This is a genomic window from Croceicoccus sp. Ery5, assembly GCF_020985325.1.
In the GTDB taxonomy this organism is placed as follows: domain Bacteria; phylum Pseudomonadota; class Alphaproteobacteria; order Sphingomonadales; family Sphingomonadaceae; genus Croceicoccus.
In genome coordinates, this window is the sequence record NZ_CP087587.1 from 183,485 (window position 1) to 196,531 (window position 13,047).

The window sequence follows — 13,047 nt, forward strand, 5'->3', positions numbered from 1 at the left end:
CTAGGCTTACTGACATTTTTGCAAAAAGCGCAATTCGCCTGACCTTTTTCGCAGTTGCAAAACCGCGTGCTGCGATGCACAAAGAACCTGCCTTTCAGGCATCCTCTCCCAAAACTTCATGGCCCGGCGGGTTTTCCCTCCGGGCCTTTTTTTGCCCTGAATAGCTCTGGCAGGCGGGCGAAGAACCAAATCGCGTGCTATGGGTTGTGCCATCACCATGGCGGTTCCCGACACGATAGAGCGCTGGTTCCATTCCCGCGACTGGCGCATCAGACAGCATCAGGCGGCGATGCTGGAAGCCGACGATGCCGGGCAACATGCACTTCTGACCGCCGATACCGGCGCGGGCAAGACGCTGGCGGGATTCCTTCCCACGCTGGCGGCATTCACGCCGGAACGATTGGGTGGAGAGGCGCCGCCTGACGGGCTGCATACGCTCTATGTCTCTCCATTGAAGGCTCTGGCGACCGACGTGAAGCGCAATCTGCTGGTGCCAGTCGAGGAAATGGGCCTGCCCATCCGGATCGAGACGCGTAGCGGCGATACGCCATCGGATCGAAAGAAGCGGCAGCGAAGCCGACCGCCACATGTTCTGTTGACCACTCCGGAATCGCTTTCGCTGCTTATCTCCTATCCAGAGGCGGCTGAGATGTTTGCCGGATTGCGGCGTGTGGTGATCGATGAGATGCATGCGTTTGCCACGGGTAAGCGCGGCGATCTGCTGATGCTGGCATTGGCCCGCTTACAGGCGTTGGCGCCCGATTTGCGGCGCAGCGGCCTGTCGGCCACGGTTGCCGATGTCGAAAGCTATCGTGGCTGGCTGGCCCCGTGGGGCGATCTGGACGGCGTAACCCATGTAGTGGGCGAGGCTGGTGCCCCGCCCGAGATCGAAATCTTGCTTCCCGATGGAGAGCGGGTGCCATGGGGCGGGCACGCGGCGACCTGGGCGATCCCGCAGATATTCGAGGAGATCAGACGCAATCGCACCACGCTCGTTTTCACCAATACGCGCTTTCTGGCGGAATATATCTTCCAGAAACTGTGGGACGCGAATGACGATGTGCTGCCCATCGGCATCCACCACGGGTCGCTGTCGGTCGAAGCGCGGCGCAAGGTAGAGGGCGCGATGGCACGGAGCGAACTGCGTGCGCTTGTCGCCACGGCCAGCCTCGATCTGGGTGTAGATTGGGGTGACATTGATTGCGTCATTCAGATGGGCGCGCCCAAGGGCTCCTCCCGCCTTTTACAGCGGATCGGTCGCGCCAATCACAGGCTTGATCAACCCAGTCGGGCCCTGCTGGTGCCGGGCAACCGGTTCGAGTTTCTGGAGGCGCAGGCCGCGCTAGATGCGGTGGAGGAAGGCGTGCGCGATGGCGAGGACTTCCGGCCGGGCGGGCTGGACGTGCTGGCCCAGCATGTCATGGCATGCGCCTGTGCAGGACCGTTTCAGGAAGATGCGCTGCTGTCCGAAATCCGCTCGACGCTGGCCTATTCGTGGGTGGATGAGACTGTTTGGCGGCGGGTTCTGGGTTTCGTCGAGAACGGCGGCTATGCCTTGCGCGCCTATGACCGGTTCAAGCGCATCACGCGCGAGGATGGCGGCTGGTGGCGGCTGACCCATCCCGAACACGCCGCCCGCCACCGGCTGAACGCGGGCATCATCCTTGATGGAGAGATGCTGACCGTGCGCTTTCGCAACGGCAGGTCTTTGGGACGGGTGGAGGAACGCTTTGCCGCCAGCCTGAGCCCCGGGGACACGTTCCAGTTTGCGGGGTTGAGCCTTGAGGTGGAGGCTTTGCGCGAAGTTGAGTTGATCGTGCGCGCGGCGAAGAAATCGGCAATGATCCCCAGCTATGGCGGGGCGCGGATGCCGCTGACGACGCATCTGGCCGATCGGGTGCGCGGACTGCTGATTGATCGGGCAGGCTGGGCACGTTTTCCCGACGATGTTCGCGAATGGCTGGAAGTGCAGGACTGGCGCAGCGAAATGCCCGGTCCGGGCGAACTCCTCGTCGAAAGCTTTCCGCATGAGGGGCGCGAATATAGCGTGTTCTATACGTTCGAGGGGTGGAACGCGAACCAGTCGCTGGGCATGCTGATCACGCGGCGGATGGAGGAACGCGGGTTGGGGCCGCTGGGCTTCGTCGCCAACGATTACTCATTGGCGGTGTGGGGGCTGAAACCGGTGGACGATCCCGCTGCCCTGTTGTCGCCCGACATTCTGGCACATGAATTTACAGAATGGGTCACCAATTCGCACCTGTTGCGCCGCGCATTTCGCGAGGTGGCAGTTATTGCAGGGTTGGTAGAGCGCCAGCAGCCGGGGAAGCGCAAAACCGGTAAGCAGGTCACGTTCTCGACCGATCTGATCTATGAAGTGCTCCGCAAATACGAGCCCGATCATGTGCTGATCGAGGCCGCGTGGCAGGATGCGCGGACGCGGATGACCGACGTCGGGCGGCTGGCGGGTGTGCTGGAACGCGCAGAGCGCGAGACGCGGCATGTCCGTCTGGAACGGGTGAGCCCGCTGGGCGTGCCGGTGCTGGTGACCATCGGGCGCGAGAGAATGCCTGCAGGATCGGCGGACGATGATATTCTGGTGGAGGCCGAGAGCCTCGTCTCGCTGGCTATGACGCCCGACTAAAGGCGCCCGTGCGTAAGGGGCAAACAAAAAGGGCGGACCCGAAGGCCCGCCCCGATTGCGTCGGTGATCGTGCGATCAGCCAGCCGTCTGCGTCGGGTTCACACCCGCCGGACCGCCTTCGAACATGCGATACCGTTCGTTACCGACAAAGCCGAACTTGGTAGCGCCCGAGTTCTTGATGATCTTCAGAACTTCGGCCGTCACTTCGTATGCGGTGAATTCATCGGGTTCAAACTGCAGCTCGGGCTCGACCGGCAGCAGCAGCGATTCCTGAATCGTGCTGACCAGCTGTCCCTGCGTGACGGTTTCGCCGTTCCACAGGATCTCGCCCTCGCGGGTGATCATCACCTTGTTCTTCACCGGATCGATATTCACCTCGGTCGGCACATTGCTCGGCGTCGGCAGATCGATGTTCACGGCGTGCGTGGCGACGGGGATCGACAGGATGAAGATGATGAGCATGCAGAGCATGACGTCGATCAACGGCGTCGTGTTCATCTCCATCATCGGGGAGCCGTCGTCGCTGCCTCCTGACATTGCCATGGGAAGTCTCCTTTAAATCTTGAAGCGCGCGATCAGGCGTCGGGGTCGATCGGCGTCGAGATGAAGCCGACGGTCGGATAGCCTGCAGCCTGGATCTGATAGATCGCGCCTGCAACGCACTTCCACGGAGCGTTCTGGTCCGCGCGGATATGCACCTGCGGGATCAGATCGGGGTTTTCCGCAATCGCTTCGGGTCCGCCTTCGCGCTTCACGATCGCGTCGAGACGCTTGAACGAACGGTCCTGCAACTCGTCGGAGTTCACCGGCGTGTCGTTGATATAGACGCGGCACGCGCCTTCACGGCTGGCACCGGAGTAACCGGCTTCGCCCGGGCTAAGGCCGTTGCCGTCGGTCGAGGTGATCGACAGCATCAGGTTTTCGACCTTGTCCTGCGATTCTTCCGATTCGATGATCGGCACCTTGAGCTGTTCGATCGACTGGATCGCGACCGGGACCGCGATCAGGAAGATGATCAGGAGCACCAGCATCACGTCCACGAGGGGCGTGGTGTTGATGTCCGACATCGGTGTCTCGGCGCCACCGCCGCCACTAGAAATCGCCATTATCTTACCCTATCTGGCCGTTTCGGCCCCTGGGGGCCAATCCCCGCAAACTGATCCAGGCGAATCCGCCTGCGGGAAGACGGGGCAGCCCGAAGACTGCCCCTTCGTCACTTACTTCTTGACTGCGGCGCCGGCAGCGGTCGTCGCCGGCTTGGCAGCGGGAGCAGCCGTCACGGCAGGCTTCACGGCACCCTTCGAGTTGATGTTCGCCAGAATGTCGGTCGAGAAGCCGGACAGATGCTCGGCGATGCGCTTGTTGCGGGCCTGCAGGTAGTTGTAGGCCAGAACGGCGGGAACGGCGACGAGCAGACCCAGCGCGGTCATGATCAGGGCTTCACCCACGGGACCGGCGACCTTGTCGATCGATGCCGAACCGGCGATGCCGATGTTGATCAGGGCGCGATAGATGCCGACCACGGTGCCGAACAGGCCGATGAACGGTGCGGTCGCGCCGACGGTGGCGAGGAAGGGCAGGCCCGATGCGAGGCGGGCGTTGATCATTGCTTCCGAACGGGCGAGCGAGCCGTGCAGCCAGTCGTGTGCTTCGAGGCTGTCGGTCATCTTCGAGTGCTGTTCTTCAGCAGCGAGGCCGTCGTCGACGATCTGGCGGAAAGCCGAGTTCTTGGTCAGACGGCCAGCGCCTTCGCGCAGCGAGTTCGCACGCCAGAAACCGGTGCGGACTTCCTTGGCCTGACGCATGATCTTGTTCTGCTCGAAGAACTTCGTGAACAGGATGTAGAACGAGCCGAAGGACATGATGCCCAGGATGATGACGGTCGCATAGGCGATGAAACCGCCCTGCTCGAGGGCTTCTTTAAAGCCGAACTTGTTGGCCGGCGCTTCCGAGGCAGCAGCGGCGAGGATTTCGATGATCATGCGGAAACTTCCTTCAATGACAGTGATTTCGTTTTAAAAATCAGAGCTTTGTAGCAGTTTAAACACTGCCCGCTGCTTATCTCGGGATCTGGTAACGGATCGTCTGCGACATCGTGCTCGAGATCTCGTTGCCAGCGGCATCCAGCGCCGGATCATAACGCGCATAGCGCTTCATGCCGTCGCACGCTGCCTCGTCAAGCGAGGAGGACCCGCTCGAGCTGGTAACCGAACATTCCGAAACACGACCCCGTGCGTCCACCGTGATGCGCATGCCGACGGAGCCTTCCTCCTCGTTACGCAGCGCGCGGCTGGGGTAATTGTCCTGAATACGGGCCGCCCAGCTGTTCTGGTTCTTCGCACGGGCGCCACGCGCCTGCGAAGGAGCCGGAGGAGCGACCGGTGCCGGGGGAGCGGCAGGCGGAATCCGGACTGCCGGCGGAGACGGCGGCGGAATCGTCTGGACCGTCTTGATCTGCGGCGCAGGACGTTCGATCCGCACGGCCGGAGGCGGCGCAACCGGCGGCGGCGGAGCCTGCGGCGGCGGCGGTTCGTCCGGCGGTGGCGGCGGAGGAGGCGGCGGTGGCGGCGGATCCTCGATATTTACCGCGGTGACCGTTTCCTTGACCTTTTCAATAGCCTCGTAAGCGAGGCCGGTGACCAAGGCATAGATGGCCGCGATATGCAGAAGCGCAACAATGACGATCGCAGCGATCTTGTTGCCGCTCATCTGTTGGTCAGCATAAGCCATTCAAATAACCCACTCCATTAAGTGCACGCGCAAACAGGCCTGCAAAAGCCTGCCCTCAACAAATGGAACTGTCCATGGTGTGCATACACCATTTCGATCCCACGTTTCCTGCCCTGCCGGTAGAACCGGGCGCAAGCTGCCGGCCGGATTAGCCCATTAGGCATACCGACCGTTGAACCTGCGCAAGTTTATTGCGGCCCGATCTGACGCCGAGCCGTTCGAAACGGGGGTTTAACGCCGAACATTGGGGTGCGCAAATGCTTTGTCGATTAAGGCGCGATTCACTACCTGTGTCGTTTGAAGGGGTTGATGCGTCCTTCGCGCACGCGTTTATGCGCGCGAGATTCTATATATACACCACCCGAAGGGGGGCTTCGAATTGCGTATACAAAATCGCTCGAACCGCAGCGTTTTATCCACGGTTACCTCTGCCGCTATTGGTGTTTCGCTGGTCGTGGCGACGCCTCTGGCGGCCCAGCAGGGCGGCGGCGAATCGCCCGTGACCTATGCCGATCTGGCCGATCTGGCGCTTCCCGCGCCGCTGACCATCACGGCCGAGATTCGCAAGATGAGCCAGATTGATCCGTCGCGCACCGGTCCGATCAAGCAGGGCTGGGCACGCGTTTACGTCGAGGCCGAGACGAAGAGCCTGCTGGCAGGCAGCAGCACGATTGGCGAAAAGCTGAAATATCTGGCCGATGTAAAGCTGACCGCCCAAGGCAAGCTGCCCAAGATGAAGGGTCAGCAGGTCGTGATCTTCGCCCGCCCCGTTCCGGGCCGCAGTGACGAGATCCAGCTGGTCGCCCCCGACGCGCAAATGCCCGCGGCATGGGTCGATACGACCAGCCTGCGCGGGCTGTTGTCGGAAAAATTGTCGCCCGACGCCCCGCCCGAGATAACCGGTGTACGCGATGCTTTGCATACGCCGGGCAATCTGGCGGGCGAGGGTGAGACGCAGATCTTCCTCAAGACCAAGACCGGATCGCCCGCGTCGATCGCGGTGGTGCGAACGCCGGGTCAACCGCCCGTCTGGGGCCTTTCGACGGGCGAGCTGGTGCAGATCGATGCCCGCCCGCCGCGCCCTGGAACGCTGGAATGGTATCGCCTTGCCTGCTCGCTGCCCGCGACCCTGCCGGTCGAGGCGCAATTGTCGACCGACCCGCGCCTGCGCCAACAGGCGTCGGCGGATTACGCTGTGGTGATGCAGCAATTGGGCGCCTGCAAGCGCAAGCGCGAATTCTAGGCCAGAGCAAGCGGGAATCCTGGGCCAGCCTCAGCGGGTGCGCCCAGATTGCTGGCAGCGCGTCGATGGCGCAAAATTCGTTCGGGCCAGAGGCGTTTTTTGTAACGCGCCTCTGGCCAAGCGCGCGCTACTCGCCTAACCGCCACGCTCCTTTGCTACATGGAGCTTTTTCGCGTGTCCGATCAGTCTCGCAGTCAGCCTGCCCCCCTTCGCATTGCCCTTGCCGGTCTTGGCACGGTTGGCGCGGGCGTGATCCGGCTGATTGAGACGAACCGCGAATTGCTGGCCCGCCGTGCCGGACGCGAGATCGAGATCGTCGCTGTTTCGGCGCGCGACCGGTCGAAAGATCGCGGCGTCGACATTTCACGCTACGACTGGGAAGACGATATGGGCGCGATGGCGACGCGGCCCGATGTCGACGTGGTGGTCGAACTGGTCGGCGGGTCCGACGGTCCGGCATTGACGCTGGCGCGCAATGCGATCGCCAATGGCAAAAGCTTTGTCACCGCGAACAAGGCGATGATCGCCCATCACGGCCTTGGCCTTGCGCGCGAAGCGGAGGCCGCGGGCCACGCGCTGAAATTCGAGGCAGCGGTCGCGGGCGGCATCCCCATCGTCAAGGGCCTGCGCGAGGGTGCGGCGGCCAATGCGATCGAGCGTGTGTACGGCATCCTCAACGGCACTTCGAACTATATCCTGTCCACCATGGAGGACACGGGCGCCGATTTCGCCGACGTTCTGGGAGAGGCGCAGGCCAAGGGCTATGCCGAAGCGGACCCGACCTTTGACATCGACGGGATCGATGCGGCGCACAAGCTGTCGATCCTTGCCAGCATCGCATTCGGCACCGAGCTCGATTTCGCCAGCGTCAGCGCCGATGGCATCCGCCGCATTCTGGCCGCCGATATCGCGCAGGCCGATTCGCTGGGTTATGTGATCCGCCTGCTGGGCATGGCCAATGTCGAGGAAGGCGAGGACGGCAAGACCCGCCTGTTCCAGCGTGTCCATCCCTATCTGGTGCCCAAGAACCATCCGCTTGCCCATGTCGACGGCCCGACCAATGCCGTGGTGGCCGAGGGTAATTTTTCCGGCATGCTGCTGTTTCAGGGCGCGGGCGCGGGCGATGGCCCCACGGCCAGCGCTGTGGTGGCCGACATCATCGATATCGCGCGTTTCTGGGACAGCGAGGGAGAGATCGATCCGCCGTTCTCGATCCCCGTTGCCGAGCTGGACACCACGCTGCCCGCGCAGACCGGGCACCGCACGGGCAAGGCCTATCTGCGGTTCCTCGTCACCGACCGTCCCGGCGTGCTGGCCGAACTGACCGCCGCGATGCGCGATGCGGGCGTGTCGATCGAAAGCCTGATCCAGATGGGCGCCGAACATACCGGCGGCACCGACGGATCGGTACTGGTGTCGATGGTCACGCATGAGGGCGAGGAAGCATCGGTCGAAAAGGCGCTGGATCTGCTGTCGGGCCTCGACAGCATGACCGCGCCGCCTCTGGTCATGCATATTCTGAAACAATGATCGGGCAAAAAGGGGCAGTCATAGCCCCTTAGCGGCAATCCCGATGCTCGCCCCGGTCGAACTCGACAAGATAGGGCCGCTCGGTTACCCCGCGTCTGGCCTGATATTCGAAAGGAATTGCCTCCGTGCCGAAACCAAGTGACGTCCTCGACCGCGTTCTCGTCCTTGAAATGGTCCGCGTGACCGAAGCTGCCGCGATTGCCGCATCCTATCTGGTCGGCCGCGGCGATGAGAAAGCCGCCGACGCCGCTGCCGTGGAAGCCATGCGCAAGGCGTTCGACGAGCTGTATATGGACGGCACCGTCGTCATCGGCGAGGGCGAGCGTGATGAGGCGCCGATGCTGTTCATCGGCGAAAAGGTCGGCGGCGCGCCGGGCAAGGGCCCCAAAATCGATATCGCGCTCGACCCGCTGGAGGGCACGACGATCACTGCCAAGGCCGGCCCCAATGCGCTGGCCGTGCTGGCGGCCGCCGAAGAAGGCGGCCTGCTGAACGCCCCCGACGTTTACATGCAGAAGATCGCGGTCGGCCCCGGCTATCCCGAAGGGGTGATCGACCTGACGAAAAGCCCGACCGAAAACGTCAAGGCTGTCGCGGCAGCCAAGGGTGTCGAGCCGGGCGAGATCATCGTCTGCGTGCTGGACCGGCCCCGCCATGAAGCGATGATCGCCGAACTGCGCGAACTGGGTTGCGGCGTTGTGCTGATCGGCGACGGCGATGTCGCGGGCGTGATCGCGACGACCAATCCCGACACCACGATCGACATCTATATGGGTTCGGGCGGCGCGCCCGAGGGTGTGCTGGCCTGTGCCGCGCTGCGCTGCGTGGGCGGCCAGTTTCAGGGCAAGCTGCTGTTCCGCAACGATGACGAACGCGCCCGCGCGCGCAAGTGGGGCATTGAGGATCTCGACAAGATCTACAGCCTGCGCGATCTGGCGAAGGGCGACTGCATTTTCGCCGCCACCGGCGTGACCGACGGTTCGCTATTGGCCGGTGTGAAGCACCTGAAAGATGGCCGGATGACGACCGATTCGGTCGTGATGCGCGCATCCTCGCGCACGGTGCGCTGGATCAAGGGCGAGCATCATCGCGACCATGTCTGAGGCGGCCTAGTCCTCTTCGGGAATTTCCCCGCGATAGCCAAGGCCGCGCAGTTCGTCTGCGCGGCCTTGTTCGTATAGATCGGCTACCGTGTCGGGCGTTCCATATTTCTGCAGCGCGTCGACGGTCCATAATTCGTCGTCCTGTCCGGCATCAGGCATTGGTGCTGCGGGCGGCGAATCGGCGTGGCGCGGCGGCGACGGCCCCAGCCACAGCCGAAGCACCAAAAGCAGCGCCAGCGCCCCGATCATCATCCAGAACAACACGCAAACCCCTATAATCCACCGCGAGCGGGCGCGCCATTGTTGCAATCGCGGGACTCCCCGCTAAGGCCGCGCATTGAGCGGTGCGCGCGCTGCGGTGTCTGCGCCCGCATCTAGAAACCGAACTTGCCCCCGCAGCCGTTTCGAGGACCGATGCCATGAAGATCATGTCCGGCAATGCCAACCTGCCGCTTGCCCGCGCCATCGCGGCCTATCTGGAAGTGCCGCTGACCGATGCCAGCGTGCGCCGCTTTGCCGATGAAGAAATCTTTATCGAGATCCACGAAAACGTCCGCGGCGAGGATGTGTTCATCGTCCAGTCGACCAGCTTTCCCGCCAATGACAATCTGATGGAACTGCTGATCGGGATCGACGCATTGAAACGCGCCTCGGCCAAGCGGATCACGGCGGTGATCCCCTATTTCGGCTATGCGCGCCAGGACCGGAAGCCCGGCCCGCGCACCCCGATTTCGGCCAAGCTGGTCGCCAATCTGATCACCATGGCGGGCGCCGATCGCGTGCTGGCGGTCGATCTGCACGCGGGACAGATTCAGGGCTTTTTCGATATCCCGACCGACAATCTCTATGCCGCGCCCGCGATGGCCGCCGACATTCAGGCGCGCTATGGCGATCAGGACCTGATGGTCGTGTCGCCCGACGTGGGCGGCGTGGTCCGCGCCCGCGCGCTGGCCAAGCGGCTGGACAACGCGCCGCTGGCGATTGTCGACAAGCGCCGCGACCGTCCCGGCGAATCGGAAGTCATGAACATCATCGGCGACGTGAAGGGGCGGCACTGCATCCTGATCGACGACATCATCGATTCGGGCGGCACGCTTTGCAACGCGGCGCAGGCGCTGCTGGACGAAGGCGCGACCAGCGTCGCAGCCTATATCACCCATGGCGTGCTGTCGGGTGCGGCGGTTGCCCGTGTCGAGAAATCGGCGCTGAAGGAGCTGGTGATCACCGACACGATCCAGGCAACCGAAGCGGCGCGCGATTGCTCGTCGATCCGGATCCTGTCGATCGCCACGCTGATCGGCGAGGCCATCCGCCGCATTGCCGACGAAAGCTCGGTCTCGTCGCTGTTCGACTGATGCGTCTCGACGCTGACATTGCCCTGGCCCAGCGCCTTGCCGAAGCGGCGGGCGCGGCCATCCGGCCGCATTTCCGCACCGCGATCGAATCGGACCGCAAGGGCGATGCGTCTCCCGTAACCATTGCCGACCGCGAGGCGGAAGAGGCGATGCGCGCCATTCTGGCGTCGGAACGACCGGAAGACGGCATCATCGGCGAGGAATTCGGCAGCGAGCGTGCGGGCGCAAGCCGCCAATGGGTCCTCGATCCGATCGACGGCACGGCGGGGTTTCTGGCGGGCCGCCCGATCTTTGGCACGCTGATATCGCTGATGGTCGATGGCTGGCCGCTGCTGGGCGTGATCGACCAGCCGATCGCGGGCGAACGCTGGGTCGGCGCATCGGGTCAGGCGACATTGCTCAACGGTTCGCCCGTCCGCAGCCGCCCCTGCCGCAAGCTGGAAGAAGCGACGCTGGCCACGACCGGCCCGCATTATTTCGACGACCACGATGGCGAGCATTTCATGGCGCTGGCTGCGCGCACCGATCACAAGCGCATGGTGATGGGCGGCGATTGCTATAATTACGCCATGCTGGCCAGCGGCCATCTGGATATCGTGGCCGAGGCGGGGCTGAAGCTGCACGATTATGCCGCATTGATCCCCGTGGTCGAAGGTGCGGGCGGAATGATGACCGACTGGAACGGCGATCCGCTGAACGCTGCCAGCGACGGGCATGTGCTGGCATTGGGTGACAGTGCACGGCTGGAAGATGCGATCGAGGCTCTGGCCTGCCATCACGATCATTAGGGAGAGCGGGACCATCGTCCAGCGGCTGTTCGTCTATGGCACCCTGTTGGCCGCGACCGAGACGCCAATGGCCCGCTGGTTGACCCCGCGACTGGGGCTTTGCCGCGATGCGACCGTTGCCGGAAGGCTGATCGCGGTTCCGGCACGCAGCGGTTTCTATCCCGCCTTGTTGCCCACCAGCGGGCACCGTCGCGTATGTGGCATGGTCTGCGATGCCGCGCTTGCGCCGCAGGACTGGCGCAAACTGGATCTTTATGAGGGCGGCGAATACCAGAGGGTGCCGGTGATGGTGCTGTCAGGCGGCATTTGGCGGCGCGCGCAAACCTATCGGTGGGCCGCGCCGGTGCCGCCAGCGGCCAGGAACATTGCGGGCGGCGATTTCCGCCAATGGCTGCGCGAAAGTCGCCGGCCTGCCTATACCGGCGGCTGAAGCGCATGCCGCGCTGCGCCGGTTAGCGAAAAATTTACCGCTGCATGCCAGTATCCCACGCAATTGAATCGATGTTTCGTGTGCCATGCCAGCGCGAGTGGGGATCGTTGCTCTCTTTCGTCAAAGCCATACCTTTCGGCATTTTCCTGAGCTGGATACTTTCGCTCTTCATGGGGAAGGGCGGGACGACGGGCGGTGTGCTGGCGGTGCACATGATGCATGTCTATGACGTGTCCTTCTATTGGAGCTGGCCTTTGTTCTTTGCGGGGCTGGCGCTGACATGGGCGCTGTTGTTGATGATGGACGCCTGAAAAGCGCATCGCGCGTCGCCATCTGCCCGTAACAAAACTTGCAAATACCGGCCTGCGCGTTTATGCGCGCGCCTCCACCGACACGAGATTCGATGATCGGCCTGGCGAAAAGGGCTGCCAGGGCTGGTCGAACGTGTCCCATGTAAGGAGACGAAAATGCCCAAGCTGAAGACCAAGAGCGGTGTGAAGAAGCGCTTCAAGCTTACCGCGACCGGCAAGATCAAGCATGGCGTGGCCGGCAAGCGCCACCGCCTCATCAGCCATAACGGCAAATATATCCGCCAGAACCGCGGCACCACGGTGATCTCTGACGCTGATGCGAAGACGATCAAGAAGTGGGCGCCCTACGGGCTGAACTGAGGAGGTAACGAACCATGGCACGTGTCAAAAGGGGTGTTACCACCCGCGCCAAGCACAAGCGTATTCTGGAGCAGGCCAAGGGCTATCGCGGCCGCCGCAAGAATACGATCCGCGTCGCTCGCCAGGCCGTCGAAAAGGCCGGTCAGTACGCCTATCGCGACCGCAAGGTTAAGAAGCGCAACTTCCGCGCCCTGTGGATCCAGCGAATCAACGCTGCTGTCCGTGCGGAAGGCCTGACCTATTCGCAGTTCATGCATGGCGTGAAGCTGGCCGGGATCGAGCTGGACCGTAAGGTCATGGCCGATCTGGCGATGAACGAAGGCGCTGCCTTCGGTGCGATCATTGCACAGGCGAAGAAGGCCCTGCCGGCCTGATCCGTCAAAGGGATCGGGCGACCCGCGGTTGCCCGTTTTCCTGCCCAAACTGAAAAGGCCCGGGACAGCGTTGCGCTGACCCGGGCCTTTTCGTTTCAACCTGCTTTCAGCAGTTTGCTGGCGGCCAGGTCCCCCAACCCAGCACGCCAGCTTCCGAGCTGCGACCGGAAAACGCCGGT

At 63.0% G+C, this 13,047-nt stretch carries 15 protein-coding genes; 10 read left to right on the plus strand and 5 right to left on the minus strand.

Annotation, left to right across the window (positions count from 1 at the left end):
- Positions 1-199: 199 nt before the first annotated feature.
- On the plus strand, positions 200-2,644 hold the full coding sequence (locus LOZ74_RS00870) for a ligase-associated DNA damage response DEXH box helicase (RefSeq protein ID WP_230292497.1): 2,445 nt from the start codon (positions 200-202) through the stop codon (positions 2,642-2,644).
- Between the two features lie 75 nt (positions 2,645-2,719).
- On the opposite strand, the gene LOZ74_RS00875 is transcribed toward LOZ74_RS00870, so the two are convergent.
- The 4 genes from LOZ74_RS00875 to LOZ74_RS00890 all read right to left on the minus strand — a co-directional run bounded on the left by LOZ74_RS00875 (position 2,720) and on the right by LOZ74_RS00890 (position 5,374).
- Positions 2,720-3,187 carry a biopolymer transporter ExbD gene (locus LOZ74_RS00875; RefSeq protein WP_230292498.1) on the minus strand — a complete coding sequence of 156 codons (468 nt, stop codon included), beginning with the start codon at positions 3,185-3,187 and terminating at the stop codon, positions 2,720-2,722.
- A gap of 32 nt (positions 3,188-3,219) precedes the next feature.
- Entirely contained in the window at positions 3,220-3,750 is a 531-nt protein-coding gene (locus tag LOZ74_RS00880; RefSeq protein WP_230279223.1) for a biopolymer transporter ExbD, read from the minus strand.
- Between the two features lie 111 nt (positions 3,751-3,861).
- Complete coding sequence (locus LOZ74_RS00885) at positions 3,862-4,626, minus strand: MotA/TolQ/ExbB proton channel family protein (protein WP_230279224.1); 765 nt, start codon at positions 4,624-4,626, stop codon at positions 3,862-3,864.
- A gap of 76 nt (positions 4,627-4,702) precedes the next feature.
- Positions 4,703-5,374: a TonB family protein gene (locus tag LOZ74_RS00890; RefSeq protein ID WP_230292499.1), complete on the minus strand. Its 672-nt coding sequence runs from the start codon at positions 5,372-5,374 to the stop codon at positions 4,703-4,705.
- Positions 5,375-5,753: 379 nt separating this feature from the next.
- On the opposite strand from LOZ74_RS00890, the gene LOZ74_RS00895 reads away from it, so the two are divergent.
- The 3 genes from LOZ74_RS00895 to glpX all read left to right on the plus strand — a co-directional run bounded on the left by LOZ74_RS00895 (position 5,754) and on the right by glpX (position 9,250).
- Positions 5,754-6,617 carry a hypothetical protein gene (locus LOZ74_RS00895; protein WP_230292500.1) on the plus strand — a complete coding sequence of 288 codons (864 nt, stop codon included), beginning with the start codon at positions 5,754-5,756 and terminating at the stop codon, positions 6,615-6,617.
- A gap of 174 nt (positions 6,618-6,791) precedes the next feature.
- Positions 6,792-8,147: a homoserine dehydrogenase gene (locus LOZ74_RS00900; protein WP_230292501.1), complete on the plus strand. Its 1,356-nt coding sequence runs from the start codon at positions 6,792-6,794 to the stop codon at positions 8,145-8,147.
- A 170-nt stretch (positions 8,148-8,317) separates the two neighbouring features.
- Positions 8,318-9,250 carry a class II fructose-bisphosphatase gene (glpX, locus tag LOZ74_RS00905; protein WP_230281854.1) on the plus strand — a complete coding sequence of 311 codons (933 nt, stop codon included), beginning with the start codon at positions 8,318-8,320 and terminating at the stop codon, positions 9,248-9,250.
- Positions 9,251-9,256: 6 nt separating this feature from the next.
- Here the strand turns inward: glpX and LOZ74_RS00910 are convergent, their stop codons facing one another.
- Positions 9,257-9,514 (minus strand): hypothetical protein, encoded by a 258-nt coding sequence (locus LOZ74_RS00910; protein ID WP_230292502.1) that lies wholly within the window; start codon positions 9,512-9,514, stop codon positions 9,257-9,259.
- Between the two features lie 155 nt (positions 9,515-9,669).
- Between LOZ74_RS00910 and LOZ74_RS00915 the strand changes: the two genes are divergently transcribed.
- The 6 genes from LOZ74_RS00915 to rplT all read left to right on the plus strand — a co-directional run bounded on the left by LOZ74_RS00915 (position 9,670) and on the right by rplT (position 12,868).
- The gene (locus tag LOZ74_RS00915; RefSeq protein ID WP_230292503.1) at positions 9,670-10,605 is read left to right on the plus strand and encodes a ribose-phosphate pyrophosphokinase; all 936 of its coding nucleotides are present in this window, start codon (positions 9,670-9,672) and stop codon (positions 10,603-10,605) included.
- The gene (hisN, locus tag LOZ74_RS00920; RefSeq protein WP_230292504.1) at positions 10,605-11,393 is read left to right on the plus strand and encodes a histidinol-phosphatase; all 789 of its coding nucleotides are present in this window, start codon (positions 10,605-10,607) and stop codon (positions 11,391-11,393) included. The genes LOZ74_RS00915 and hisN overlap by 1 nt, the downstream gene beginning before the upstream one ends.
- A complete protein-coding gene (locus tag LOZ74_RS00925) occupies positions 11,356-11,823 on the plus strand; it encodes a gamma-glutamylcyclotransferase (protein ID WP_230292505.1) in 468 nt (155 codons plus the stop codon). Before hisN ends, LOZ74_RS00925 begins: the two co-directional genes overlap by 38 nt.
- Positions 11,824-11,894: 71 nt before the next feature.
- Entirely contained in the window at positions 11,895-12,134 is a 240-nt protein-coding gene (locus LOZ74_RS00930; protein WP_230292506.1) for a hypothetical protein, read from the plus strand.
- Between the two features lie 156 nt (positions 12,135-12,290).
- A complete protein-coding gene (gene rpmI, locus LOZ74_RS00935) occupies positions 12,291-12,494 on the plus strand; it encodes a 50S ribosomal protein L35 (protein ID WP_230279233.1) in 204 nt (67 codons plus the stop codon).
- A gap of 14 nt (positions 12,495-12,508) precedes the next feature.
- Positions 12,509-12,868 carry a 50S ribosomal protein L20 gene (gene rplT, locus LOZ74_RS00940; protein WP_230279234.1) on the plus strand — a complete coding sequence of 120 codons (360 nt, stop codon included), beginning with the start codon at positions 12,509-12,511 and terminating at the stop codon, positions 12,866-12,868.
- Positions 12,869-13,047 lie beyond the last annotated feature (179 nt).